Raw genomic sequence first — 23,485 nt, 5'->3', positions numbered from 1 at the left:
TTTAAAACATGGGCATCCATTTGGATGTCCCATCTGAAAAAAGCTGTGCAGGATTTTCCATGCACAGCTTTTTCGTTTATTTCGTCAAATAGTTCTCTGTATAATATGGTTTATTTTCCTCATCGAAGGCAACTCCGACACCGAGGGATTCAAAATCTTTCTGTAATTTGTTTTCCCTGTGTCCAATGGAGTTCATTAGGCCTTCATGGGCAAAGATACTGCTATTCTGACCGGCAGCCAGGTTCTCCCCCGCCATTCGAAAATTGATTTTGTCATCTTCCATCCGGTCAAAAGGGGATTCCCCTTCAAGGTTTGTATGGTTGAAGTATTGATTCACGGCCATATCTGCACTATGATCCTGTGCAGTGACCTTCACTCGTTTATCCCATGTTAGCACGGAGAGATCATGATTGACCCGTGATGCATTGGTCAAATCGAATAATTGATATTCAAAGCCCTTCTTTAATCCGGGGCCGGCTTTTGCAAAATAGCCACTCTTTTGCTTTTCGAGTTTTGCGTCGATGATTTGGATTGCCGTGACTGTATTTTTCTCATGTTTGTCATAAAAAATGGTCACATAGCTATTATCCATTTCGAACATATCGTATTCGCCGCCGTCACTTCGAATCTGGTAATAGACGTTTCCTTTAAGCAGTTTTGTTACAGGCTCCGCCATTTTCCCGGTCACGGTTTCTTTTGGTGTACCGCGTTTAATGCCTTCCTTTGAGGAAATCAAATCTTGGTTCGTATATAAACCAACAACTTTATTGTTATTATCGTAGGCAACCATGAAGAAGTTTTGATAATTTTCGTGATAGGCAAACCAGTCCACGCCATATTCATTCCGCGTATTCCGCTTAGCTTCACCAGCCATTTTTTCTACATCATCCTTCGTGTCGCCAATTTCGATATTACGGACTGAAAAGGATGCATCAGCAGGTGCTTCCAGTGCTGGTTTTTTCACTTTTTCCGTTTCCTGAGATTCTTTTTCAGAAGCGGTATCCAATGTTTCCGTCAGCGAGCCAATCAGGCTGCTGACTCCAGTGCTCAGTTTTTCCAAGGCTGTCGTAATCTCGGGCCCGTTTATAACTGAACGAACATCTGATGCAAAGGCACTAACCCCGGCTTTGAATCCAGACTCCTGAATATCTTTACCATAGCCATACCATAATCCAGAGAGTAGGAGTATGAGGACCACAATATTAAATAATTTACGCAAATCGTTCACTCCTGCTCTATCCAGGATATAGAATCCCGATTAATGAAAGATCATCTGCAGCACACTTAAAACAGGTGGGGCACCTAACAAAAATAGTGAACACATAATGAGTATTTGCGAGACCATTTTTGGAAGCTTTTCTTTCCCTTTTCCCGAATACCAGCCACTGAACTGAAGTTTATTTCTATACCAGACGAATAATAAAAGCAGTATCGCAATCGAGCCTAGCCAGCCATACTGAGTCACTCCTATGTTTATATATATGCCGTTTACAATGCTCGAAATGATTGTTCCGGCAATCCCGAATATTAATATGATGCGGAACAATTCTAATAAGACTTTCATATGTCACTCCTTGGTTAGACCATTATACTTCTTCGATTACAAAATAAAAATTTAAATGATTTGGCATTACATATTATACCAAAAATAAAGAGGGGAATAAAACAGGTACCTCTTTCGAAGGTGAAATTTTCATTATTATTTAGGCTGTTTTCACATACTTTGTTGCTATTTACCAGGTAGTGAGTTGTGGTTGATTTCCCCTCCAGATGCTCGCTTTCCGCGGGGCGGGCGGTGAGCCTCCTCGGCGTAAACGCCTGTGGGGTCTCACCTGTCCCGCTGCTCCCACAGGAGTCTCGCACTTCGGCTCCAATAAACCTTAAATAGTTTCGTTTTAAAAACAACAATCTTTACGAAAAGAGCCATTAGTTAAGTCTTTATAAACAAAAAAAGATTAGCCATTGCGCTAATCTTTTTCATTTGGGATTACTTTAATTGATCATTCAAGACACTTTCCTCGAGAACGGAAAACTTATCACCATACACCCTTGTTATGTGATTTTCCCCCCATGTACATAGTGCGGAAAGAATACTTTCCAGGCTTTGTCCATACTCACTTAATTCATATTCCACTTTTGGGGGGACCTGGTTGTAAACGATCCGGTTGATGACTTCGTCCTTTTCCAACTCCCTCAACTGTTGGGTCAACATTTTTTGGGTGATGTTCGGCATAAGGCGCTTCAATTCACTAGTCCGCTTTTTCCCGTGGGTAAGATGGCAGAGGATAACGCATTTCCATTTTCCTCCCATTACTTCAAGTGTCGCTTCAACGGATATATTGTATTTCTTTTTTTGCATGATTTGCATACTCTCCTTACATTATAGGTACTAAAAGGTGCCTATATCACTTTAAAGTACGTACTGTTTTTTATTTGTATTATATCTCATAATAACATTTGCACACCGAATTCCACTGTACCATTTATAAAAAAAGTTGCTCAGGCAATTTCAATGATAGTACAAAACGACAAGAAGGAGAAGAGGATATGATTTCAAATAAAAATAGAAGTACATGGGCATTGCTGGCTTTAGCGATCAGTGCCTTTGCGATTGGAACAACTGAGTTCATCAGCGTGGGATTATTACCACTCATTTCTAAAGATTTACACATTACAGTGACGACGGCGGGACTGACGGTGTCCTTATACGCTTTGGGGGTCATGTTCGGGGCACCTATCCTGACATCATTGACATCGAATATGTCGCGAAAGACTTTATTGCTTTGGATAATGGTCGTGTTCATTATAGGAAATGCATTAGCGGCTTCTGCGACCACGGTCGGTGTATTATTGATCGCACGTGTCATTTCAGCGCTTGCACATGGTATCTTCATGTCAATCGGCGCTACGATTGCCGCTGATTTGGTCCCTGAAAACCGCAGGGCGAGTGCCATCGCCATCATGTTTACAGGTCTGACGGTGGCAACGGTGACCGGAGTTCCTTTTGGAACCTTCATCGGTCAGCAATTCGGCTGGAGATTCGCTTTCATCATCATAGTGGCTATCGGCTTGATCGCTTTCATCGGAAACGGCATCCTAGTCCCATCGGATTTAAGAAAAGCGGCACGGACCACTTTCCGTGACCAAATCAAATTGGTGACGAATGGGCGTTTGCTGCTAGTATTCATCATTACAGCGTTAGGGTATGGCGGTACATTCGTTGTCTTTACGTACCTGTCGCCTTTACTTCAGGAAGTGACAGGGTTTAAAGAAGGAACTGTTGCCTTGATTTTGTTAATATATGGAGTAGCCATAGCAATAGGAAATACCCTTGGCGGGAAATTCGCCAATCGCAATCCTATTAATGCCCTATTCTATATGTTTCTTATTCAGGCCATTGTTCTTGTGGTGTTGACTTTCACGGCACCGTTCAAGGTAGCTGGTTTAATTACGATCATTTTAATGGGATTGTTTGCATTCATGAATGTTCCGGGGCTTCAAGTGTATGTCGTCATGTTAGCGGAGCGTTTCGTGCCGAGTGCAGTGGACGTGGCGTCAGCCATCAATATTGCCGCCTTCAATGCGGGTATCGCCATTGGTGCCTACTTAGGAGGGGTGATAACGGATTCGATCGGATTGATCCATACAGCGTGGATAGGTGGGGTCATGGTGTTTGCAGCAGTGATTTTAACAGGATGGAGCCGGGCCCTGGAAAGTAAAGACCGTACCAAGGGAACGGACAAAATAGCATAGGATTTAAAAAGTGATGCATCTTAGAAAAAGCATGCTATGCGTATAGGGTATCAATGAAAAGTATCATTGCATCCCTTCAGTGAATGATGGAAGGTTCTCTGAAGGGATGTAATGATACTGATACTAAAAGCGCATTACAATCTATAAAAACAATCATCTGGAGGTAGAGTATTATGGTGAAAAACTTACAAGATACAACTACATTGCATAACGGCGTCAAAATGCCTTGGTTCGGATTGGGCGTATTTAAGGTGGAAGAAGGACCGGAGCTGGTAAATGCAGTTAAAGTGGCCATTAAACATGGTTATCGCAGCATCGATACGGCTGCCATTTATGAAAACGAAGAAGGGGTTGGACAAGGGATCCGTGAGGGCTTAAAAGAAGCTGGAATCTCAAGGGAAGACTTATTCGTAACATCCAAAGTCTGGAATGCCGATTTAGGCTATGAATCGACAATTGCAGCTTACGAAAAAAGCTTACAGAAACTTGGCTTGGAGTACCTGGATTTATATCTTATCCATTGGCCAGTGGAAGGAAAATATAAAGAAGCTTGGAGAGCGTTGGAAACTCTATATAAAGAAGGAAAAGTGAAAGCGATCGGTGTGAGCAATTTCCAGATTCACCACCTAAAAGATTTAATGGAAGATGCAGAAGTGAAGCCGATGGTCAATCAAGTGGAATGCCATCCGCGTTTAACTCAAAAAGAAGTTCAGGCATTCTGTAAGGAACAAGGAATACAACTTGAAGCATGGTCTCCTTTGATGCAAGGTGAACTTCTTGATAATGAGGTTTTACAAGCTATTGCAACCAAGCATGGCAAATCTGTTGCACAAGTCATTTTACGCTGGGATTTACAAAATGGGATTGTAACGATTCCGAAATCAACTAAAGAACATCGTATTGTCGAAAACTCAACTGTATTCGATTTCGAATTGACCGAAGAGGAAATGAACCAAATTGATGGATTGAATCAGAATCACCGTGTTGGGCCAGATCCTGATAATTTCGACTTTTAATTAAGTATGAAGGAGAGGGACGGGATATCCGTCTCAGAATGTAGACAAACTCTATGTAAATCGAGTTTGTCTACATTTTTTTGCTTATACAAATTTGGACGTTGATTGGAACGTAGGGCACTCGCTTTCCGCGGGCGGTCCGCCCTCGGCGAACTTGCGCCTGTGGGGTCTCCCTTGGACTCGCTATTCCCGCAGGAGTCTCACACACCCGTTCCAATCAACTATGTTTTGAAATTTTAGGTAAAACCCCTTTTGTCTACTAACTCGGACGGGATATCCGTCTTTCTCTTTTTTTATGGATTTCGCATCGGAATTTACAATGACAGCTTCGGGAATCTGATTAGTTGACACCGTATTACTGGGATGATATAAATGCATGTGCATGCATTATATAAAAAAGGAGATGAAGAATGATGAATGATTTATTTTCACCTTATCGCATAAAAGAACTTGAACTTAAAAATAGGATCGTCATGCCGCCGATGTGCCAATACTCCGTCGAAGCGGAAGATGGTATACCAACGAACTGGCACCAGCAGCATTATGTAAGCAGGGCAGTTGGCGGCACGGGGTTAATTATAGTTGAAATGACCGATGTGGAGCCTGATGGGCGCATTTCGAATCGTGATCTTGGATTATGGTCCGATGATCAAATTGGGGCTTTCTCCAACATCGTTAAGGAAGTTCACCAATACGGTGCAAAAATCGGGATACAAATTGCCCATGCAGGCCGTAAAGCGGAGGATGCGGAACCGCCGGTGGCACCATCAGCCATTGCGTTTGATGAAACGTATAAAACACCAAGAGCTTTAGAAACGGAAGAAGTGAAGGAAATGGTCGATAAATTCCGGGCATCGGCCAGAAGGGCAGTTCAAGCAGGATTTGACGTAATCGAATTACATGGTGCACACGGGTATTTAATCCACCAATTCACTTCACCGCTTACGAATAAACGTGATGACGAATATGGAAGAGACCTGACTAAATTCGGAGTGGAAGTCATTAAAGCAGTGAAAAGCGAAATGCCTGCCGACATGCCTTTAATCATGCGCATTTCTGCAAAAGAATACGTTGAAGGCGGATATGGTATTGAAGAAAGCATTGCATTTTCACAAGTCTTTAAAGAAGCAGGCGTCGATATGTTCCATGTAAGCTCTGGAGGAGAAGGCCCGATTGGAGCAGACGGAAGACCTGGTACCCATGCCAGCTATCAAACTCCGTTGGCCAGGGAAATCAAAAAAGCTTTGGATATTCCGGTGATTGCTGTAGGTCGATTAGATGATCCGATTCTTGCAAATTCAATCATTGGTAATGAAGAAGCGGATTTGGTTGCCGTCGGCCGAGGAATGCTGCGAAACCCTTATTGGGCACTTGAAGCATCAAAAGCTTTGAATATAAAAACGGAGATTCCTAAACAATATCAACTGGGATTCAAGCATTGATACGGATTTTTAAAACGCCGGCGAATATTATATTCGCTGGCGTTTTTCCATTCAGTGCATGAGGGGATTTGCGTACGCGAATCCATTACGTGATGTTTGACTGGAAATTTTGCTATAATGAAAAAGATAAATCAAACGATAATTCGAGGTGCTAATTATGGAAGAAATCAAAATCATTACAACGGAAGAAGTGGAAGCTAAGCTTGAGGCAGGAGAAGCGATGGAGCTTGTCGATGTTCGTGAAGACGAAGAAGTGCAAGAGGGAATGATCGAAGGCGCGAAACATATTCGCATGAATGATATCCCGGCGAACCTTGACTATTTTGATAAAGAAAAAGAATATATCTTTATCTGCCGTTCAGGACGCCGCAGTGAAAATGTATGCCATTATCTTCAGGAACAAGGATATAAAGTGGCAAACATGGTTGGCGGAATGCTTGAATGGGACGGCGAAGTCATCGTTAAGTGAAGTTCTTCAAAAAGACCTGTTACTTTTGTAAGCGTAAATCCAAGAATGTGACGGCTTATTTGAATGAAGAAAGAAAAAAGATCATGGTTTGTTCACAATGCCGTGAATATGCGGAAAGACGTGCATATTTGAAGGCATGAAAACAAAGAGTCCTTTCATCATGAAAGGACTCTTTTTTCTATATGAACCTTACTTACGGGGATTCAAACGTTATATGTTAAAATTAGGGTGCTGAAGTCAGAAAATATAGAAAAAGGAGATTTGAAGAATGAATGTTCATAAAATAGCGGTCATTGCGGGTGACGGGATTGGCCCTGAGGTGATTAATGAGGGTGTAAAGGTCCTTAAAGAAGTGGCGGCCATTGCCGGTGATTTTTCTTTCCAGTTCACCTATTTTCCATGGGGCTGTGAATATTACCTTGAGCACGGCAAAATGCTGCCCGACGATGGACTGGAACAACTGATGAAGTTTGACGCCGTGTATCTGGGGGCTGTCGGTTATCCTGGTGTCCCGGACCATATTTCCTTACGTGAACTTTTGCTGAAGATCAGAAAGGGATTTGACCAATATGTGAATGTTCGACCCGTTAAATTGCTTCAAGGTGCACCCTGTCCATTAAAAGACGTGACTCGTGACCAAATCGATATGGTTGTCATCCGTGAAAACAGTGAAGGGGAATATTCCGGTGCCGGTGATTGGCTTTTTAAAGGCAAGCCGGAAGAAGTCGTCCTGCAGACGGGGGTCTTTTCACGAAAGGGAACCGAGAGGATCATCCGTTATGCTTATGAACTGGCGCGCAAGACGGGAAGGACGCTAACGAGCATAAGCAAGGCGAACGCATTGAATTATTCAATGGTTTTTTGGGATCAGGTTTTTGAAGAAATTGGACAGGAGTATCCGGAAGTAGAAACGAATTCCTATCTGGTCGATGCGGCAAGCATGTATTTTGTCAAACAGCCCGAACGGTTTCAAATCGTTGTCACCTCCAATTTGTTCGGTGACATCATAACGGATTTAGGTGCTGCCATTGCAGGCGGGATGGGACTGGCGGCCGGTGCCAATTTAAACCCGGAACGGATTTATCCTTCGATGTTCGAACCGATTCATGGTTCAGCCCCGGATATAGCACATCAAGGCATCGCCAATCCACTTGCGGCCATATGGTCCGCCAGTCAGATTCTCGATTTCTTTGGACATGAGGTTTGGGGTGCAAAAGTGTTGGACGTGATTGAACAGGCGATGGTCGATAAAAAGGTGCTGACTCCTGATATGGGCGGGGCAGCTTCTACAGAGGAAGTCGGGGATGAAGTGGTTAAAATATTATCCGCTTTACAAACAAATCAAGTATAAAAATCAAGTGAAAAGGGCATCCTGCACAATAACTATCATTATAGTAAAAGGGCGGGGAGAGCCGATGATACAAGTGAAATTATTTGATTATGAGCATGAAAAGGATCTAGAGGATGAAATGAACTTTTTCCTGGAAGACATTCGTGATAATCAAATTGTCGATATCAAATACAATGTCGCCACTACAGGTGAAGAGGAAGAGGAACAGATCTACTGTTTCAGTGCGATGATCATCTATAAAAAAAAATAAAGGCCGGCTGGCCCGATAATCAATAATAGACTACCTATTGCTTGCTGACGGGCAATCAAAGGTAGTCTTTTTTCCGTCTGACTTCCTCGGAAGGGGGCATGTTCGTTGTGGAAATTAGGACGATGTCGCTTCCCCGCCGTTGACATGAAGTGTTTGTCCTGTCACAAAACGGGAATCATCAGAGGCGAGATAGACAAAGGTGGGAGCCAGTTCAAATGGCTGGCCTTGACGCTCCATCGGATTATCGACTTGTGTCACTTCGTCTGCCGAGAAACTTGCCGGGATGAGGGGTGTCCAAAACCTTCCGGGCGCAATGGCGTTCACCCGGATGCCTTGATCGACAAGACTGTTTGCCAAGGCACGGGTAAAACCAATGTTGGCCCCTTTAGTCGCCGTATAATCTATTAATTGCTTATTCCCATTGAACGTCACGACAGAAGATGTATTAATGATGGAGGACCCAGCTTTTAAATGGGGAAGGGCAGCACGCGTCGTGTAGAAGTGGGAATAGATATTCACTTTGAAGGTATCATCGAATTGCTCATCCGTAATATCAAGCAAGCTTAATTGCTGAAATTGAATGCCTACGTGGTTACAAAGTATATCGAGCTTTCCAAATGTTTCGATGGTGTCTTCCACGATATTGATGCATTGCTGCTTATCCCTTAAGTCCCCAGGCAGCAGTAAGCAACGTTGCCCAAGCTCTTCAATTCTCGTTTTAGTCCGATTGGCATCCTCATGTTCATCCAAATAAGCGATGGAAACATCTGCCCCTTCTTTAGCAAAAGCGATGGCAGCCGCAGCGCCAATCCCGCTGTCTCCGCCAGTTATCATTGCGACTTTACCTGTTAATTTCCCGCTGCCCCTATAATTGGGATTTTCGATGATGGGCCTGGGCACCATTAATTTTTCTACACCGGGTTGGCGAAATTGGCGTTGCTCCGGAACCGTGATGGGTACGTCTTGATAACGGGTGATCTTCCCATAATTCGGATGCATGGGATAACTTTTACCGGATGATTTCTTTTTATTATCTTCAGCCATGAGGGGTCCTCCTAAAAAAGAATTTAGTCGGATTACTTTATGATGATCAGGCATATGCCGTGCATGAAGAACATGTATCGGGACGGGCTCGTTGCCGTGCGGCTCGAATATGCTGAAGGGTAGAAAAAAGTTTTTGGAGGCCTCTATATGCCATATTATTATAGCGAAGAAGTGAAGTGGTTATTGGTCGAACAATCTGATGAAAAAGTGGAGTTGTTATATGACTCCAACCCAAATACCTTTGAATTGCCGCTTATTGGACCAAGACCGCCATATTATTATAACCCGCGCTATGTGCCGTATTATCCCGTGATTTAAGAGTGAACATCAAAAGGGAAAATGCATGAAGTACGGAGTCTGCCGGATTGGGCTGCCTAGGTCTTTTTAAGAGTGGACTGAAAGCAGCCACAATTCGACTCAACTAAATTCCAGATCTTAACATGTCATTAGGAAAAACTGATTATATTCTTCTATGAATTTTACAAACACGGAGATAATGGGTAAAGTTATACATAATACATAGTACGGACTGGTGTATTAAAGGAGAGATTCATTTTGGATAATAAAATGAAACAATTAATAGAAAATATACAGCAGTCGGATGGTGGCCATATTTTATACTGTTTTAATGAATTGGAGTCATACATTGAAAATGAGGCAACTTTCATCATTACCGGTGTTGAACAGGGAGACCATATCCTGGTCGTCGAAAATGACCGTATCTTTCCTTTCGTGTACAAAAAATTGCAGCTTCATTTAAATGAGAAGCAATTGGAGCAAGTGCATCTTATGAATAATTTTGATTTTTATTGTTTTCATGGAGACTTCCATCCTTCGACGATGGTTCATTATTTCTTGGAAAATATCGAGATATACACTAAAGGCAATCAGCACGTTCGGACTTGGGGCCATGTTGAATGGGGCCATGACGATCAAGTCAGCTTTGCGATAGGCGAATATGAAAAAGGGATCGACAAATTGATCAAGGAAAGAGGACTGATTTCTGTATGTGCATACGATGACTGCAGAGTGCCTGCCGAGCTTAAAACAAACTTGATCAAGCATCATGGGATCCTGATTACCGATGAAAAAATCACGATTTTAGCAAACGGATAGAATAAAGGGGCGAGGTATTTGGAAAGTTTTACTGAACGAGTCATTCATATCATACAACGAATCCCCCCCGGTAAAGTGATGACATATGGTCAAATAGGACAGCTCGCCGGAAGTCCGCGCGGTGCACGGCAGGTCGTAAGGATCCTTCATTCTAGCAGCAAAAAACATGACCTTCCTTGGCACCGGGTGATCAATGCCAAAGGTGAAATCGGGATAAAAGCGGAGGGCGCTGCAGAACACCAGAAGGCGATGCTCGAGAGTGAAGGCATTACGTTCACGGGCCGGAATACCATTGAACTCGAAGCATATCGCTATCATCCAGAAATATTTTAAACGCATAGCCGGATAGTATAGCCGGACGCGGGTTCGGTCGAAAAAGTACAGTGAAGGCCCAAACAAGAGCACCTACACCAGAATCAAAGCCTAACGGTCATCGAATGGATTTATAGGCTTACGAAATCGCAGTAAAAGAGGCTGATCCAAGCGGATCAGCCTCTTTTACGGATTATGAACGGGCAGACATGGCAGCATTCATGCCGGCGAGTCTGCCGGTTACTAATGCAGATGTGATATTGTAACCGCCTGTGTATCCGTGTATATCCAGAATTTCACCGCAGAAATACAGTCCCTCCATTAGTTTGGATGCCATTTCCTTTGGATGTATTTCTTTGACGGATACGCCGCCGCCTGTTACGAAGGCTTTTTCAAGCGGCTGGGTGCCGTGCACCCCGAATTGGAAGTCCTTGCATAATTCTGCAAAGCGGCGGATTTTTTCATTTGATATCGTCGCCCCTTGCTCTTGAAGGTCGATGCCGCTTCGCTCAAGCAGGAAGTGAAGGTATCGCTCAGGAACTAAACCTTTTAAGGTGTTTTTAATGGCTTTTTTCGGTTCGGCTTTTATTTCCTTCATGATGTCTTGAAAAACCTCTTCCTTGTTTCGGTCCGGCAGGGCATCGAGTTTCATGGTCACTTCCGACAGGTTCCATTTTTTCATCGCTTTCACGACAAATTGGCTGCATCTTAGAACAGCTGGACCGGAGACGCCAAAATGGGTGAAGAGCATATCCATTCTATGTGTGATCAGGGCCTTGCCCTTTGGGTTAAGGACACTCAATGAAACATCGCGAAGTGCAAGACCTTGAAGTGTTCGATCTTTAATGAATGTTTCATGGCTAAGTACGGGAACTTCAGTCGGGAACAATTCGGTAATCGTATGCCCCGCCTTTTTAGCCCATGCGTAGCCGTCTCCCGTTGAGCCGGTGTGGGGAACTGATTTCCCGCCGACTGCAATCACGACTGCATCCGTGTCAATGGTCTGGCCATCTTTTAACCGGACACCGCTGGTTTTTCCATGTTCATAGAGAACTTCCGCAACTGGAGAGTTCTTGTAGATCGTTACTTTTAAATTCGACAGGCGCGTCAGAAGGGCATCCACGACACTTTGCGCTTTATCGTTGACAGGGAACATCCGGCCATGGTCCTCTTCTTTTAGAGCCACGCCCAATTTTTCAAAGAATTGAATAATGTCCTCATTATTGAACTCTGAGAAAGCACTGTATAGAAATCGCCCGTTTCCAGGGATATGCTGAATGATTTCATCGATTGAGAGCCTGTTCGTCACGTTGCAGCGTCCGCCGCCCGAGATTGCAAGTTTCCTTCCAAGCTTCTCGCCTTTATCCACTAACAATACATGGGCACCTTTTTCCCCGGCTGCTATCGCTGCCATCAATCCGGAAGGACCGCCGCCAATTACCACTACATCATATTTCAAATTGATCACCACTTTATCATTTTCAGTCCCTTCATTATATAGCAAGAGCCCGTCAGATTGCTAATGTTGAAAAAAAGGAATTATTTGTTTGTGTATTATCTTCGAAAACGATAAACTTGAATGTAGTTTTCTATAGAAAAAATACTTTAATATGATAAGATAAAGAGCGTGTGAAACGTAACTGACAGAGGCAGGAAGGGATTAGATGTCATCTAAGTTTTTAAAAGGGGCTTTTATATTAACGCTGGGAGCGATCATTTCCAAGATTCTTGGTTTATTTTATGTCATCCCATTTGAACATATGGTTGGGAATAAAGGGGCTACCCTCTATCAATATGGGTACGTTCCATATACCATTTTCATTAGCTTTGCAACGGCCGGCATGCCGCTTGCAGTATCTAAATTCATCTCGAAGTATAATGCGCTCGAGGAATACGCAGTCGGTGAGAAGTTATTTAAATCGAGCCTGAAATTAATGGTAATCACCGGTTTTCTCGCTTTTTTGATTCTCTATACGATGGCCCCGCTGTTTACTGGAGTCTTTGGGGTCAAGCCGGAAGATGCTGCGGATGTCACGGAGATCATTCGGGCAGTCAGCTTCGCCTTGATTTTTGTACCGTTCATGAGCATCATCCGCGGCTTCTTTCAAGGGCATGAAGCGATGGAACCAACGGCCATTTCCCAGGTTGTCGAACAAATTGTCCGCATCGTGTTCCTTCTGGCCGGTGTGTATGTTGTTTTGAATGTCCTTGACGGAGAGTTAGTGAGAGCCATCCAAATAGCTACCTTCGCGGCGACGGTCGGGGCTGTCGGCGGTTTAGTGGTGTTATTTTGGTATTGGAAAAAACAAAAACCATATTTGGACAGCTTGATGAAGAAAGACAGGGGAACGATGGAAATTTCCCTGAAGGAGATTTATAAAGAAATATTCCTTTCGTCGATTCCTTTCATATTCGTCGGAATCGCGATGCCAATGTTTCAGTTGGCTGACTTATTGTCTTTCAATAAGGCGATGTCGTCGATCGGGCTGCAGCATGTTGCTGAGGATGCACTAGGGGTGTTGAATGTGTATGCCCAGAAGCTTGTCTTGATTCCGATGACGCTTGCAACCGGGTTTTCGATGGCGCTTCTTCCTTCGGTGACGAAGGCATATGTAAGCGAGGATTCAAACGAGTTCAACCGCCAGCTGAACCAAGCCTTTCAAATTTTGTTGTTCATTACGATTCCAGCAGTCGTTGGCATGTCTGTGCTGGCCGATCCAATCTATAGTGCCTTTTACAGCCATGATCCACTTGGAATCAGTGTCCTGAAGGCATATGCGCCCGTTTCCATCTTGTTTGCACTTTTTTCCGTTTCGGCCGCTGTATTACAAGGGATCAATCAGCAAAAATATACAGTGCTCAGCCTGCTTGTGGGCTTTTTAATCAAATTGAGCTTGAATATCCCGTTGATCAAGTTGTTTGAAACGGAAGGATCCGTTTATGCTACGGCATTCGGCTACTTGGCTGCCGTGCTGCTGAATTTGTATGTCATTACCTACTTTACTGGATATCGTTACAGCCTTACCATCAGAAGATCTGTTTTGATCACAGTTTTTTCAATAATAATGGGACTGGCTGCCTGGGGCATGAACAGTTTATTATCGCTATGGCTTACAACGGAAGGGCGCTTCCAGGCGATTTTGATCGTGGCCGTTTGTGCAATTTTTGGAGCGCTCGTTTATGCGGCTCTTTCCTTGAAAAGCAAACTTGCCCATCGTTTGTTCGGTGCCCGGATCGATCGGTTAAAAGCTAAATTGGGATTGTAAGCTGGAAGTTTGATGTGTAAAAAAAAGGGTATTGAATGGTGAATCCCCGATTAAAATATATTGGCCTTGCCTGTCATTAAAGTGGGCAAGGCTTTTTACTGAAAAAGGCTTTAGGAGGAAACGATGAGAATAGATAAGATTTTATCCAATATTGGTTATGGCAGCAGGAAAGAAGTGAAAAAGCTCCTGAAATCCGGCGCCGTCAAGGTTAATGAAAGGCTGATTAAGGATCCGAAGGAACAAGTGGACCCTGATGCGGAAAACGTGACGGTTCATGGTGAGCGGGTTGAATATAGGGAATTCATTTATTTAATGATGAATAAACCGCCGGGCGTATTGTCGGCAACGGAAGATAACTACCAAGAAACGGTCATCGACATCTTGGAGCCGGAAGATTCGGTATTCGAGCCATTTCCTGTAGGCCGTCTTGATAAGGACACAGAAGGTTTATTGCTGATCACGAATGACGGAAAGCTTGCCCACCAACTGCTTTCCCCAAAGAAACATGTCCCTAAAACATATTTTGCGGTCATTGATGGCGAAGTGACGGAACGGGATATCGAGGCATTCCGCAACGGCGTGACCTTGGATGATGGATACGAAACAAAACCAGGTGAATTGAACATTTTAAAATCAGGTCTGACATCGGATATCGAGCTGACGATCATGGAAGGAAAGTTCCATCAGGTGAAGCGGATGTTTGAGGCCGTTGGCAAACGTGTCGTCTACCTTAAGCGTCTTTCCATGGGGAGTTTACAGCTTGATGAGGAACTCGAGCTTGGTGAATACCGTGAGTTGACGGCGGAGGAGCTTGAACAGTTAAAGGCGGGCCAACCGGCTGAATGATGGCTGGACACAAAAAATGAGGCGGACAATATTGTCCGCCTCAAAGTATTTTACATATCGATCTTGTTCGGGTGGTCGTTCTTTTTACGATGACATCTTCACCTTTTTACTTGTTGTCGTCCAAAGGCCTCGGCTTGGGCTTTGAACAAGGTCATTGTATGCTAAGACATTTAAATCGCGCTGCACAGTTCGAGGAGTGATGCCAAATTCTTCTACAAGCTCTTGAGTAGAAACCGTACCGTTATTGCTAATGAACATATAAACGGATTTAATACGGGTTAACATGCGATTTGTTGAAGGTTTCAAAAAATCACTCCTTATTCTTTTCATTGTTATTTTGAACAAATGAAAACAACCGATATGTCGGACAGCATTCCAGCTGTCACTATGTACTTGCTATACCCACCCTATAACTCCTCGGAAACATTAGAAAAAATAAGATGTCATTAGCTTCATTCTACCCCTTTGCAAAAGCAAATTCTAGGAAAAGATACTAATTGACTAAATATTACATTTATTATATCAAATTTTAACAAAATTATTCTCATTGCCTATACAAAATTAATAAAGAGCTGTTCCATTTGTTCATGCTCATATTTTGCCAATAAAGAATGCTTACTATGCACCCAACACGAACGTTGACTTTTAAAGCATAAACATGTTATTTTACTTAAAACGCCCCTTAAATCGTAATTATTACGCTTTATGTGTGGATGGAGGAATTGCTTGATGGCTTGCCGTTACGATGTCATAATGAGGTATCGGGCAGTATAGACTTTTCATACATATCCAAGAGATTTAAATATAAACCAATTCGAGGTAGAGCCATATGAACGATAGATTAATGGAGTTTTTATTGCGCGACGAAGTGACCAGACTTTCTGGCGTCAAAAAACAAGTGTATGAATTCATCGTGAACGAAGAAGATTATCTTGCATCGAAGGCGGACACGGTCGATCAATTCATGAGATTGCTGGTCAAGCATTCTCCGCCCAGGCTTGCAGCCCGTCATTTCAACATGCCATATGGGGAAATCATCCGTTTCATGAATGAAATAGAAGATGAACTGAATGAGAGATTAGAGGAAAGATGCAAGAAAGTGAAGTGGATGGACTACACGGAAAAGGACCAGCAGGCATTTGAGGAATATCATAGGAAGTTATATCTTTTCGTAAATTAATCAATTGGATCATGAAAATGCCCCGGAATGAAAGGGCATTTCAGACTGTAGCCAAACTCGATGAAAATCGAATTTGTCTACAGTTTTTTTTGCTTGTACAAATTTAGACGTTGATTGGAACGTAGGGCACTCGCTTTCCGCGGGCGGTCCGCCCTCGGCGCACTTACGCCTGTGGGGTCTCCCTTGGACTCGCTATTCCCGCAGGAGTCTCGCACCTTCCGTTCCAAACACCTTTGTAATAACCTTAGATAGAACCCTTTGTATACAAACTGAAATGCCCTGGTATGAAAGGGCATTTTTTTTATTTGTCCGAAACCGTTAAACGGGTATCCAGCACAAACATTGTTTGAATGGACCATAAGAGCAAGAATGAGGACGATTTGGAGCTGGGTTGATTGTTAAAATGAGGTCAAATAAATTTTAGGAGCAACTATAATGACTAACATTAAGGAATTCAATGAATTACACTTTTCGAAGGACCTGTTGATATTGGGGAACGCCTGGGATCTATTATCGGCCTTGATTCTCGAGAAATCAGGATTCAAGGCGATTGGAACGACAAGCTGGGGAATTGCCAACTCCCTGGGTTATTCTGATGGCGAAGTGATTGATTTTGAAAGACATTTAAGTATCATTAAACTAATTGCGGATAATGTGAAAATTCCCGTCACCGCGGACATTGAAGCAGGCTATGGTGAAACCGCAGAAAAGATTGTCGATAATGTGTTAAGGACAGCAGACGCCGGTGTAGCCGGGATCAATATTGAGGATTCCCTCAAAAAACAAAAAGGGCTAAGAGATATATATCAACACTGCAGCCTGCTATTAAAAATAAGGGAAGCGTTGGATTATAATGGGTATGAAGGTTTTTACATCAATGCCAGAACAGATACTTATTTTCAAAAAGAAAATCCTTTCCCGGAAACGGCAGAGCGGGCAAAAGCGTATGTGGAGAGTGGTGCCAGCGGAATATTCATCCCTGGAATAACGAACCATGATGAAATAAAGGAAATCACTTTGAATATAGGTGCTCCCCTTAATGTATTATCTTTACCTGGATTGAAGAATGGTAAGGAGCTTGAAGAATTAGGCGTAAAACGTCTCAGTTTCGGGAATGCCCTGTTCGATAAAGCCATTGAATTGTTAGAACGAGATACAGCACGAATAGTAGAGCTAAGTGACACCTCACATTTATATGGGAAGTAAAACCTGAAAGGATGCGGAGTATAATGGCTGTTGCTATAAATCTTTCTTTTGAAGAAATGTGGGAGAAAATCATTGCTTGCGACCCTAAATATGACGGATTATTCTTTACCGCAGTAAAGACAACTAAAATATACTGCCGCCCTTCCTGCAGGTCAAGGAAGCCGAAAAAAATAAATGTGAAATTCTATCATGACATCGATGAAGTTGAAAAGGCCGGTTTCCGTGCTTGCAAACGATGCCAACCGGAAGTTGATGATTCCCCTCAATTAGGACTTGTAAGAGATATCATCGCTTTCTTGGTCAATCAGTATAATCAAAAAGTTGAATTAAAGGATATTGCCAATCATGTCGGTGTAAGTTCCCATTATCTAGAGCGGCTGTTCAAAAAGGAAACATTAGAAACTCCCCGTTCCTATTTGGAAAAAATAAGAGTGGATAAAGCTTCATACCTTCTAACAAGCACAAGTCTAACGAATCTTGAGATTTGCCTTGAAGTGGGCTTCCAAAGCCCTTCAAACTTTTATAAAGTATTTCGCCGTTTGAAAAATTGTACTCCCAGTGAATACCGCAACATGAATCTTAAGAATCGAGTGTAAGCCACATATACGGAAATGGAGGCCCTTATATGAGTGAATTATATAAACTAGATTATGAATCGCCGATTGGAGTAATCGAGATATCAGGAACGAATGATGCCATCCGTTCCATAATGTTCGCTGAAAGGGATATAAAGATAAATATTATGCAAGAGCACACGCCTCAGGTTTTGGCGGAGTGCTTTAGCCAGCTTGATGAGTATTTCAAAGGTGAACGCAGGGAATTTACATTTCCTTATATACTTGAAGGGACCATCTTCCAAAAAAACGTATGGAACGCATTAACAGGAATCCTGTACGCTAACACGGGTTCCTATAAAGACATCGCCGTTTCAATCGGTAATGAAAAAGCCATTAGGGCAGTAGGGAGCGCTAATGGCAGAAATAAGTTAAGCATCGTGATTCCTTGTCATCGAATAATAGGTTCAAATGGGAAATTAACTGGTTATGCGGGTGGCTTGTGGAGAAAGGAATGGCTCCTTCAGCATGAAAGGAATTTTAATTGAGGTACTAGACTCAACTTTATGGGAATCGCCCGGGCCCGGTCAGAGTCAACACCAGAAATTAGCCTGAGTTTCACTCTCCATTGATGGAGGACACAGTTTTATTATTTCAAGTTGCAGTTGATTTCAGAAATCCGCTCCCTTTCCGCCGACTGTCGCCAAGCCGCATCAAAGCAAGCGTCTGTGGGGTCTCGGCTAGCCCGTTATTCGGCAAGTGGTGTCGCAAATTCCTTCCATCCATTAAGGAGAACAGGGAAAAACATGAAGGATAAACTAGTCTTAAAGAGGGTTCGGAATAAGATAAGCCTGCATTTTTTTCATTTAAAACACGTTAGTTGATTGGAACGGAAGGTACGAGACTCCTGCGGGAAAAGCGAGTCCAGGGGAGACCCCACAGGCGCAAGGCGCCGAGGAGGCTCCCGGACCGCCCGCGGAAAGCGAGTGCCTGGAGTGGAAATCAAAATTTTACACCGCCTCAAAAAAACTGTGGACAAAAGGATTTTATCTTTTAACACAAAGTTGATTGGAACGTAAGGTATGAGACTCCCCGGGAAAAGTGAATGCCTGAAGTGGAAATCAACGTTGTGATGAAGGTGATGCTTTGGGCAAATTGGTCCCTGAACATCATGTAGACCTGCAATTATTGATTTCCCGAAGATGATCGCCCAAATTAGACTTGCTAAACGTCCTTTAACCGAATGCACTTGCATTCGCTGAACCTCAAAAACGGGAATTATACTATTGTATAGTTCCCGTTTTTTTTGCTTTTAAGAAAGAATCAAATGTGTGCCGGTCTCTTTAAACGAAGAGATGAAATCTTTAGGCAGATGATCGTCAGTAATGATGTAATCGATTTTATCAAGTGACGATATCCCGATGGTCACGTCTTTGCCGAACTTGGAGCTGTCAGCGGCAACAAAGACTTCTTGGGATAAATCAATGATTTTTTTTCGTGTGTTCGCTTCTTCTAAATTATAGTCGGATATGCCTTTTTCAACGGTTATGCCACTCGCACAAATGAATGCTTTTGAAATATTCAATTCACTGAAGTTGAATAAGTAGTCGAATGCAACGATGGATTGTTCATTTCTCCTGACTTTCCCGCCTATGATCAATATCTCGATATCGCTATGAATGAGCTCATTTATAACAGGAATCGAACTGGTTATCACGGTCAGTTTCTTTTTCTGTTTTATATATTTAGCGATTTGATAGGTTGTCGAACCACTATCGATATAAATGCAATCACCATCGTCGATATACTCACTGCATTTTTGGGCGATGGTTTCCTTTTCTTCTAATTGACTGAACATCCTTTCCTCTATCGTCGATTCCCCAAACTTCGATTGAACCAGCTTAACGCCTCCATAGATCTTTTCAATTTTTCCCTGCCTTGTAAGAAGGTTTATATCCCTTCTGATGGTTTCGATGGAAACTTGCATTTCTTCAGTAAGCTCGGCAATCTTCATCACTTTTCTAATCGTTAATAACTCGATGATCTTCTTTTGCCTTTCAAGAGGAAGCATAAGTTACACCCGCCTATTCTTCATATCTATCTTCCTGATATTCAGTTTAAGTGTACTGTTTACCGCGAACATATTCAACATATAGATGATAAAAATATCATTAGTTGGTCAACAGTTAGTATCAATTTAGTAAAAAGATGTTCAATATTTACAGAGTATTTACAAAAATCTCAAATTCGGTTTACAAAGGGCTTTTATACTAAGGGTGTATTAAAGGAGGTGAACGGTTTGCTAAAACTACAAAATATTAGCAAGCAATTCGATGGAAAATCAGTTTTGGATCATATAAATCTTGAAATTCAAACGGGGGAGATCGTTTCACTATTAGGACCAAGTGGAAGCGGCAAAACTACTTTATTACATATAATTTTGGGCTTGACGGGTATCAATCATGGAAAAATCATTTTCAATGATACCGATTTGAGTAACGTGCCCATGAAAGACCGGGGATTTAATATCGTTTTCCAGGATTACGCTCTTTTCCCGCATTTGAATGCCTATGAAAATATCGTTTATGGATTGAGGAACAGGAAGGGGTCCGTTTCCAAGGAAGAGCTTCAGGAATACATCGATTTCCTGGAATTAACGCCGCATTTGAAAAAAAGGATCAGCGAATTATCAGGGGGTCAGAAACAAAGGGTTTCGATCGCAAGGACTCTTGTAATGAAGCCGAAAATCCTCTTACTTGATGAGCCGCTGAGTGCTTTGGATGGTGTGATCAAGGAATCGATAAAGGAACGCATCAAATCCATTGCCCGCGAATTTAAGCTGACGACCATCATAGTGACTCATGACCCGGAAGAGGCTTTGACGATGTCGGATAAGATTTTGATCATTAATCAAGGGAATATTTCTCAATTTGGATCGCCGCAAGAAATCATCAATCAGCCAGCCAATGATTTTGTTAAGGAATTCATTCTTAAACAGCTGGAGATCAAGAGAGAAAATATTTATAACTTATTCGGTGAAAAGTATGCCTGATGTAAAACCGGCAATGAGAATCATTTATATACCTATCTTACTGCTATTTGCCGCTTTTCTTTTCTTGCCGCTTGGCATGTTGTTCGTCCGTTCTTTTGAAACGGCAGATGGAATCAATCTCTCGAATTATCTAACGGTCCTTTCAAATGCTGAGCTGATGAAGTCATTTGGAAACAGTGTGAAAATCTCGGGACTCACAGCCGTCATTACGACCGTTTTAGCCTTTTTCCTGGCCTATTCCATCCATTGCACCCGATTATATAGGCCATTAAAAAGTGTAATTAAAACCGGGATCCTTATTCCGATGCTGCTTCCGACAATCACATTCGGGTTTGCGATCATCTACTCTTTCGGCAATCAAGGAATCATAACGAAGATTTTTGGAAGGAATCTCTTCGATATATATGGATTTAATGGATTATTGATAGGTTATGTGATCTATACATTGCCATCAGCTTTTCTTCTCATTAATAATTCCTTCAAGTACATGGATAAAAAGTTCATCATCGTCTCAAAATTAATGGGTGACGGAACGATAAGAAGTTTCTTGAATACCATCATACGGCCATTGTCAGGAACTTTAGGTGGAGCTTTTGTACTTTCCTTCATCTTGAGCTTCACCGATTTTGGGATACCGGCTTCGGTCGGCGGGACCTACTCCGTCGTTGCGACGCAATTGTATCAAGTCATGCTGGGTTCCATCCCTGATTTCAATAATGGCGCAGTGATTGCCATTCTCATGCTCATTCCGGTAGTATTCAGTGTTTTCCTATTAAACTATCTGGAAAAACTTAATTTTCATTATGACAAGTTCAGCGATATTGAATTGACGCAGCACAAAGGGAGGGATATCTGTTTTGGCGGTATTTCGCTGCTGGTCTTAATAGGAATGTTTTCTGTATTTGCAGTCATGTTCATTGCACCATTTTTAACTAGTTTCCCTTACGATCTCACCTTCACCTTAAAGCATTTTATCGACACATTCCAATCGAGCGATTTAACGGCAGTCTATAAAAACTCCTTATTCGTTGCCTTGATGACGGCCGTACTGGGAACGTTCATCGCCTTTAGCTCGGCGGTCTTGAATGTCAGGACGCCCCTTAAAGGGAAATCATCAATGGATGTCATTTCGATGCTGACGAATACAGTACCGGGAATCGTGTTGGGTTTATCGTATTTGCTGCTGTTCAACGGCAGCAGCTGGAAGGGGACCTTTGCCATCATCATTCTATGTAACATGGTCCACTTCTTTACGACACCCTATTTAATGGCGAAGAACTCTTTATCCAAAATGAACCCTGCTTGGGAAACCACCGGGAATTTATTGGGGGATAGCTGGTTCGGGACAATCTATCGTGTCATTCTGCCTAACTCGGCATCTACGGTAATCGAGATGTTCAGCTATTATTTCATCAATAGTATGGTGACGATCAGCGGAATCATCTTTTTGGTCACGGCCCAAACCACATTAGTGGCCAGTAAAATTAAAGAGCTTCAGCATTTTGCCAAATTCAATGAAATATTCATCCTGTCTCTACTTATCTTTTTTACAAATCTAGTCGTGAAGCTGCTTTGTGATCATTATCAAAAAAGACAATTCAAACATTAATGAGGGGGATATTATGTCTAAAACGATCAAGATAGCCTTACTTTCTTTAGTTGCTCTAAGTTTGGTATTTGTATTGGTGGGCCGTAACAGCGGCAAAGCGGATGAGGAAAAGGTGGTCATTTATACGAATGGCGATGAAGAAGCCACTGCCGCAATGGAGACTTCGCTGAAGGATGCCGGATACGAAGGGAAATATGTCCTTCAATCATTAGGCTCATCTGAATTAGGAGGGAAACTGCTCGCAGAAGGAGATGAAATCGAGGCTGATGTCGTGACGATGAGTTCCTATTTCATTGAAAGCGCACAGGAACAGCACTCCATGTTTAAGGACCTGTCATTCAGTACAAAAGCATTGGAAAAAAAACCAGCCTATTATACACCGATTTTGGCCAATACCGGTTCCATTTTTGTGAATACGGAAGTGCTTAAACAAAAAGACCTGCCGATGCCTACCTCGATTAAGGATTTAACAAAGCCGGAATATAAAGGGCTCGTTTCAATTCCTAATATCCTGGACTCTTCAACAGGGTGGCTGTTAGTTCAAGCAATAATCAGTCAATACGGTGACGCAGAGGGCAAAAAGGTTCTCCATGATTTAATAGCGAATAGCGGTCCGCACCTTGAGAGCTCAGGTTCAGGCCCGATCAATAAAGTTCAAGCAGGGGAAGTGGCTGCCGGTTTTGGTTTACGTTATCAAGCCGTGATGGCTAAAGAGTCGGGCTTACCGATCAAATTCGTCGATCCGGCTGAGGGGAATTTCTCCTACACGGAATCCGTGGCTGTCGTGAATAAAGATAATGAAGCTAAAACAAATTTAGCGATGAAAATGGCAGAAACGATCAGTAAAGATGCTAGAAAAGAACTATTGAAACATTACCCGGTCGCACTTTATGAAGGTGAAAAGGTAACGGAAAAGAATAAACCGGCCCACCCTATGAAATTCAAGCAGCCCCTAACGGTCGAATTATTGAAACAGCACCAAGAGTTCTTTAAATCAGCACAATGATAAATACAGTGAG

25 protein-coding genes are annotated in these 23,485 nt (G+C 42.6%); 18 read left to right on the top strand and 7 right to left on the bottom strand.

Translation table 11 applies throughout. The annotated features are described in order from the left end of the window. Positions 1-76 precede the first annotated feature (76 nt). The 3 genes from MKX49_RS18365 to MKX49_RS18355 form a co-directional block, all read right to left on the bottom strand. Positions 77-1,228, bottom strand: a complete 1,152-nt coding sequence (locus tag MKX49_RS18365) for a CAP domain-containing protein (RefSeq protein ID WP_340877257.1) — start codon at positions 1,226-1,228, stop codon at positions 77-79. 30 nt (positions 1,229-1,258) lie between these two features. Beyond that, a complete protein-coding gene (locus MKX49_RS18360; protein WP_340877256.1) occupies positions 1,259-1,564 on the bottom strand; it encodes a hypothetical protein in 306 nt (101 codons plus the stop codon). Positions 1,565-1,987: 423 nt separating this feature from the next. Further along, positions 1,988-2,359 (bottom strand): winged helix-turn-helix transcriptional regulator, encoded by a 372-nt coding sequence (locus tag MKX49_RS18355; protein WP_034309370.1) that lies wholly within the window; start codon positions 2,357-2,359, stop codon positions 1,988-1,990. A 188-nt stretch (positions 2,360-2,547) separates the two neighbouring features. Between MKX49_RS18355 and MKX49_RS18350 the strand changes: the two genes are divergently transcribed. The 6 genes from MKX49_RS18350 (at position 2,548) to MKX49_RS18325 (ending at position 8,281) form a co-directional block, all read left to right on the top strand. Then, positions 2,548-3,753 carry an MFS transporter gene (locus tag MKX49_RS18350; protein ID WP_034309369.1) on the top strand — a complete coding sequence of 402 codons (1,206 nt, stop codon included), beginning with the start codon at positions 2,548-2,550 and terminating at the stop codon, positions 3,751-3,753. A 173-nt stretch (positions 3,754-3,926) separates the two neighbouring features. Next, positions 3,927-4,769 (top strand): aldo/keto reductase, encoded by an 843-nt coding sequence (locus MKX49_RS18345; protein ID WP_048681988.1) that lies wholly within the window; start codon positions 3,927-3,929, stop codon positions 4,767-4,769. A 413-nt stretch (positions 4,770-5,182) separates the two neighbouring features. Further along, positions 5,183-6,211 carry an NADH:flavin oxidoreductase/NADH oxidase gene (locus tag MKX49_RS18340; protein ID WP_034311501.1) on the top strand — a complete coding sequence of 343 codons (1,029 nt, stop codon included), beginning with the start codon at positions 5,183-5,185 and terminating at the stop codon, positions 6,209-6,211. A 157-nt stretch (positions 6,212-6,368) separates the two neighbouring features. Then, positions 6,369-6,680 carry a rhodanese-like domain-containing protein gene (locus MKX49_RS18335; protein WP_034309364.1) on the top strand — a complete coding sequence of 104 codons (312 nt, stop codon included), beginning with the start codon at positions 6,369-6,371 and terminating at the stop codon, positions 6,678-6,680. Positions 6,681-6,948: 268 nt separating this feature from the next. Continuing rightward, the gene (locus MKX49_RS18330) at positions 6,949-8,031 is read left to right on the top strand and encodes a tartrate dehydrogenase (RefSeq protein WP_096337974.1); all 1,083 of its coding nucleotides are present in this window, start codon (positions 6,949-6,951) and stop codon (positions 8,029-8,031) included. 64 nt (positions 8,032-8,095) lie between these two features. Beyond that, positions 8,096-8,281, top strand: coding sequence for a sporulation protein Cse60 (locus MKX49_RS18325; protein WP_048682016.1), 186 nt, complete (start codon positions 8,096-8,098; stop codon positions 8,279-8,281). Positions 8,282-8,395: 114 nt separating this feature from the next. Here MKX49_RS18325 and MKX49_RS18320 read toward each other — a convergent pair whose 3' ends face one another. Continuing rightward, the gene (locus MKX49_RS18320) at positions 8,396-9,325 is read right to left on the bottom strand and encodes an SDR family oxidoreductase (RefSeq protein ID WP_340877254.1); all 930 of its coding nucleotides are present in this window, start codon (positions 9,323-9,325) and stop codon (positions 8,396-8,398) included. A gap of 147 nt (positions 9,326-9,472) precedes the next feature. Here MKX49_RS18320 and MKX49_RS18315 point away from each other — a divergent pair, with 147 nt between their 5' ends. From MKX49_RS18315 to MKX49_RS18305, 3 genes are all read left to right on the top strand, one after another. Continuing rightward, positions 9,473-9,643: a hypothetical protein gene (locus MKX49_RS18315; RefSeq protein WP_164855101.1), complete on the top strand. Its 171-nt coding sequence runs from the start codon at positions 9,473-9,475 to the stop codon at positions 9,641-9,643. A gap of 237 nt (positions 9,644-9,880) precedes the next feature. Beyond that, positions 9,881-10,441, top strand: a complete 561-nt coding sequence (locus MKX49_RS18310) for an MEDS domain-containing protein (protein ID WP_340877253.1) — start codon at positions 9,881-9,883, stop codon at positions 10,439-10,441. Positions 10,442-10,459: 18 nt separating this feature from the next. Further along, positions 10,460-10,774, top strand: coding sequence for an MGMT family protein (locus tag MKX49_RS18305; protein ID WP_323596576.1), 315 nt, complete (start codon positions 10,460-10,462; stop codon positions 10,772-10,774). Between the two features lie 172 nt (positions 10,775-10,946). On the opposite strand, the gene MKX49_RS18300 is transcribed toward MKX49_RS18305, so the two are convergent. Next, a complete protein-coding gene (locus MKX49_RS18300) occupies positions 10,947-12,212 on the bottom strand; it encodes a BaiN/RdsA family NAD(P)/FAD-dependent oxidoreductase (RefSeq protein ID WP_340877252.1) in 1,266 nt (421 codons plus the stop codon). A gap of 205 nt (positions 12,213-12,417) precedes the next feature. Between MKX49_RS18300 and MKX49_RS18295 the strand changes: the two genes are divergently transcribed. Continuing rightward, on the top strand, positions 12,418-14,019 hold the full coding sequence (locus MKX49_RS18295; protein WP_340877251.1) for a putative polysaccharide biosynthesis protein: 1,602 nt from the start codon (positions 12,418-12,420) through the stop codon (positions 14,017-14,019). Positions 14,020-14,142: 123 nt separating this feature from the next. Next, the gene (locus MKX49_RS18290; RefSeq protein ID WP_063594460.1) at positions 14,143-14,865 is read left to right on the top strand and encodes a pseudouridine synthase; all 723 of its coding nucleotides are present in this window, start codon (positions 14,143-14,145) and stop codon (positions 14,863-14,865) included. Positions 14,866-14,949: 84 nt separating this feature from the next. Here the strand turns inward: MKX49_RS18290 and MKX49_RS18285 are convergent, their stop codons facing one another. Then, positions 14,950-15,171 (bottom strand): DeoR family transcriptional regulator, encoded by a 222-nt coding sequence (locus tag MKX49_RS18285; RefSeq protein WP_034309346.1) that lies wholly within the window; start codon positions 15,169-15,171, stop codon positions 14,950-14,952. Between the two features lie 523 nt (positions 15,172-15,694). On the opposite strand from MKX49_RS18285, the gene MKX49_RS18280 reads away from it, so the two are divergent. The 4 genes from MKX49_RS18280 (at position 15,695) to MKX49_RS18265 (ending at position 18,353) form a co-directional block, all read left to right on the top strand. Further along, on the top strand, positions 15,695-16,045 hold the full coding sequence (locus tag MKX49_RS18280) for a hypothetical protein (protein ID WP_034309343.1): 351 nt from the start codon (positions 15,695-15,697) through the stop codon (positions 16,043-16,045). A gap of 435 nt (positions 16,046-16,480) precedes the next feature. Then, the gene (locus MKX49_RS18275; protein WP_340877250.1) at positions 16,481-17,251 is read left to right on the top strand and encodes an isocitrate lyase/PEP mutase family protein; all 771 of its coding nucleotides are present in this window, start codon (positions 16,481-16,483) and stop codon (positions 17,249-17,251) included. A gap of 23 nt (positions 17,252-17,274) precedes the next feature. Next, positions 17,275-17,847 (top strand): bifunctional transcriptional activator/DNA repair enzyme AdaA, encoded by a 573-nt coding sequence (locus MKX49_RS18270; RefSeq protein ID WP_340877249.1) that lies wholly within the window; start codon positions 17,275-17,277, stop codon positions 17,845-17,847. 29 nt (positions 17,848-17,876) lie between these two features. Then, positions 17,877-18,353 carry a methylated-DNA--[protein]-cysteine S-methyltransferase gene (locus tag MKX49_RS18265; protein ID WP_340877247.1) on the top strand — a complete coding sequence of 159 codons (477 nt, stop codon included), beginning with the start codon at positions 17,877-17,879 and terminating at the stop codon, positions 18,351-18,353. 764 nt (positions 18,354-19,117) lie between these two features. Here the strand turns inward: MKX49_RS18265 and MKX49_RS18260 are convergent. Continuing rightward, entirely contained in the window at positions 19,118-19,876 is a 759-nt protein-coding gene (locus tag MKX49_RS18260; RefSeq protein WP_340877246.1) for a DeoR/GlpR family DNA-binding transcription regulator, read from the bottom strand. Positions 19,877-20,104: 228 nt separating this feature from the next. Here MKX49_RS18260 and MKX49_RS18255 point away from each other — a divergent pair, with 228 nt between their 5' ends. Genes MKX49_RS18255 through MKX49_RS18245 form a run of 3 tightly spaced genes read left to right on the top strand, consistent with a single transcriptional unit; the run spans position 20,105 to position 23,472 of the window. After that, the gene (locus MKX49_RS18255; RefSeq protein WP_241634949.1) at positions 20,105-20,857 is read left to right on the top strand and encodes an ABC transporter ATP-binding protein; all 753 of its coding nucleotides are present in this window, start codon (positions 20,105-20,107) and stop codon (positions 20,855-20,857) included. Continuing rightward, on the top strand, positions 20,850-22,466 hold the full coding sequence (locus MKX49_RS18250) for an ABC transporter permease subunit (protein WP_340877244.1): 1,617 nt from the start codon (positions 20,850-20,852) through the stop codon (positions 22,464-22,466). The genes MKX49_RS18255 and MKX49_RS18250 overlap by 8 nt, the downstream gene beginning before the upstream one ends. A gap of 13 nt (positions 22,467-22,479) precedes the next feature. Continuing rightward, positions 22,480-23,472 carry an extracellular solute-binding protein gene (locus MKX49_RS18245; protein ID WP_340877242.1) on the top strand — a complete coding sequence of 331 codons (993 nt, stop codon included), beginning with the start codon at positions 22,480-22,482 and terminating at the stop codon, positions 23,470-23,472. Positions 23,473-23,485 lie beyond the last annotated feature (13 nt).

The organism is Peribacillus sp. FSL M8-0224, from assembly GCF_038003055.1.
Taxonomy (GTDB): domain Bacteria; phylum Bacillota; class Bacilli; order Bacillales; family DSM-1321; genus Peribacillus; species Peribacillus frigoritolerans.
Note: the sequence above shows the minus strand (reverse complement) of the source record. Positions and strands in the feature narration are given on the sequence as shown.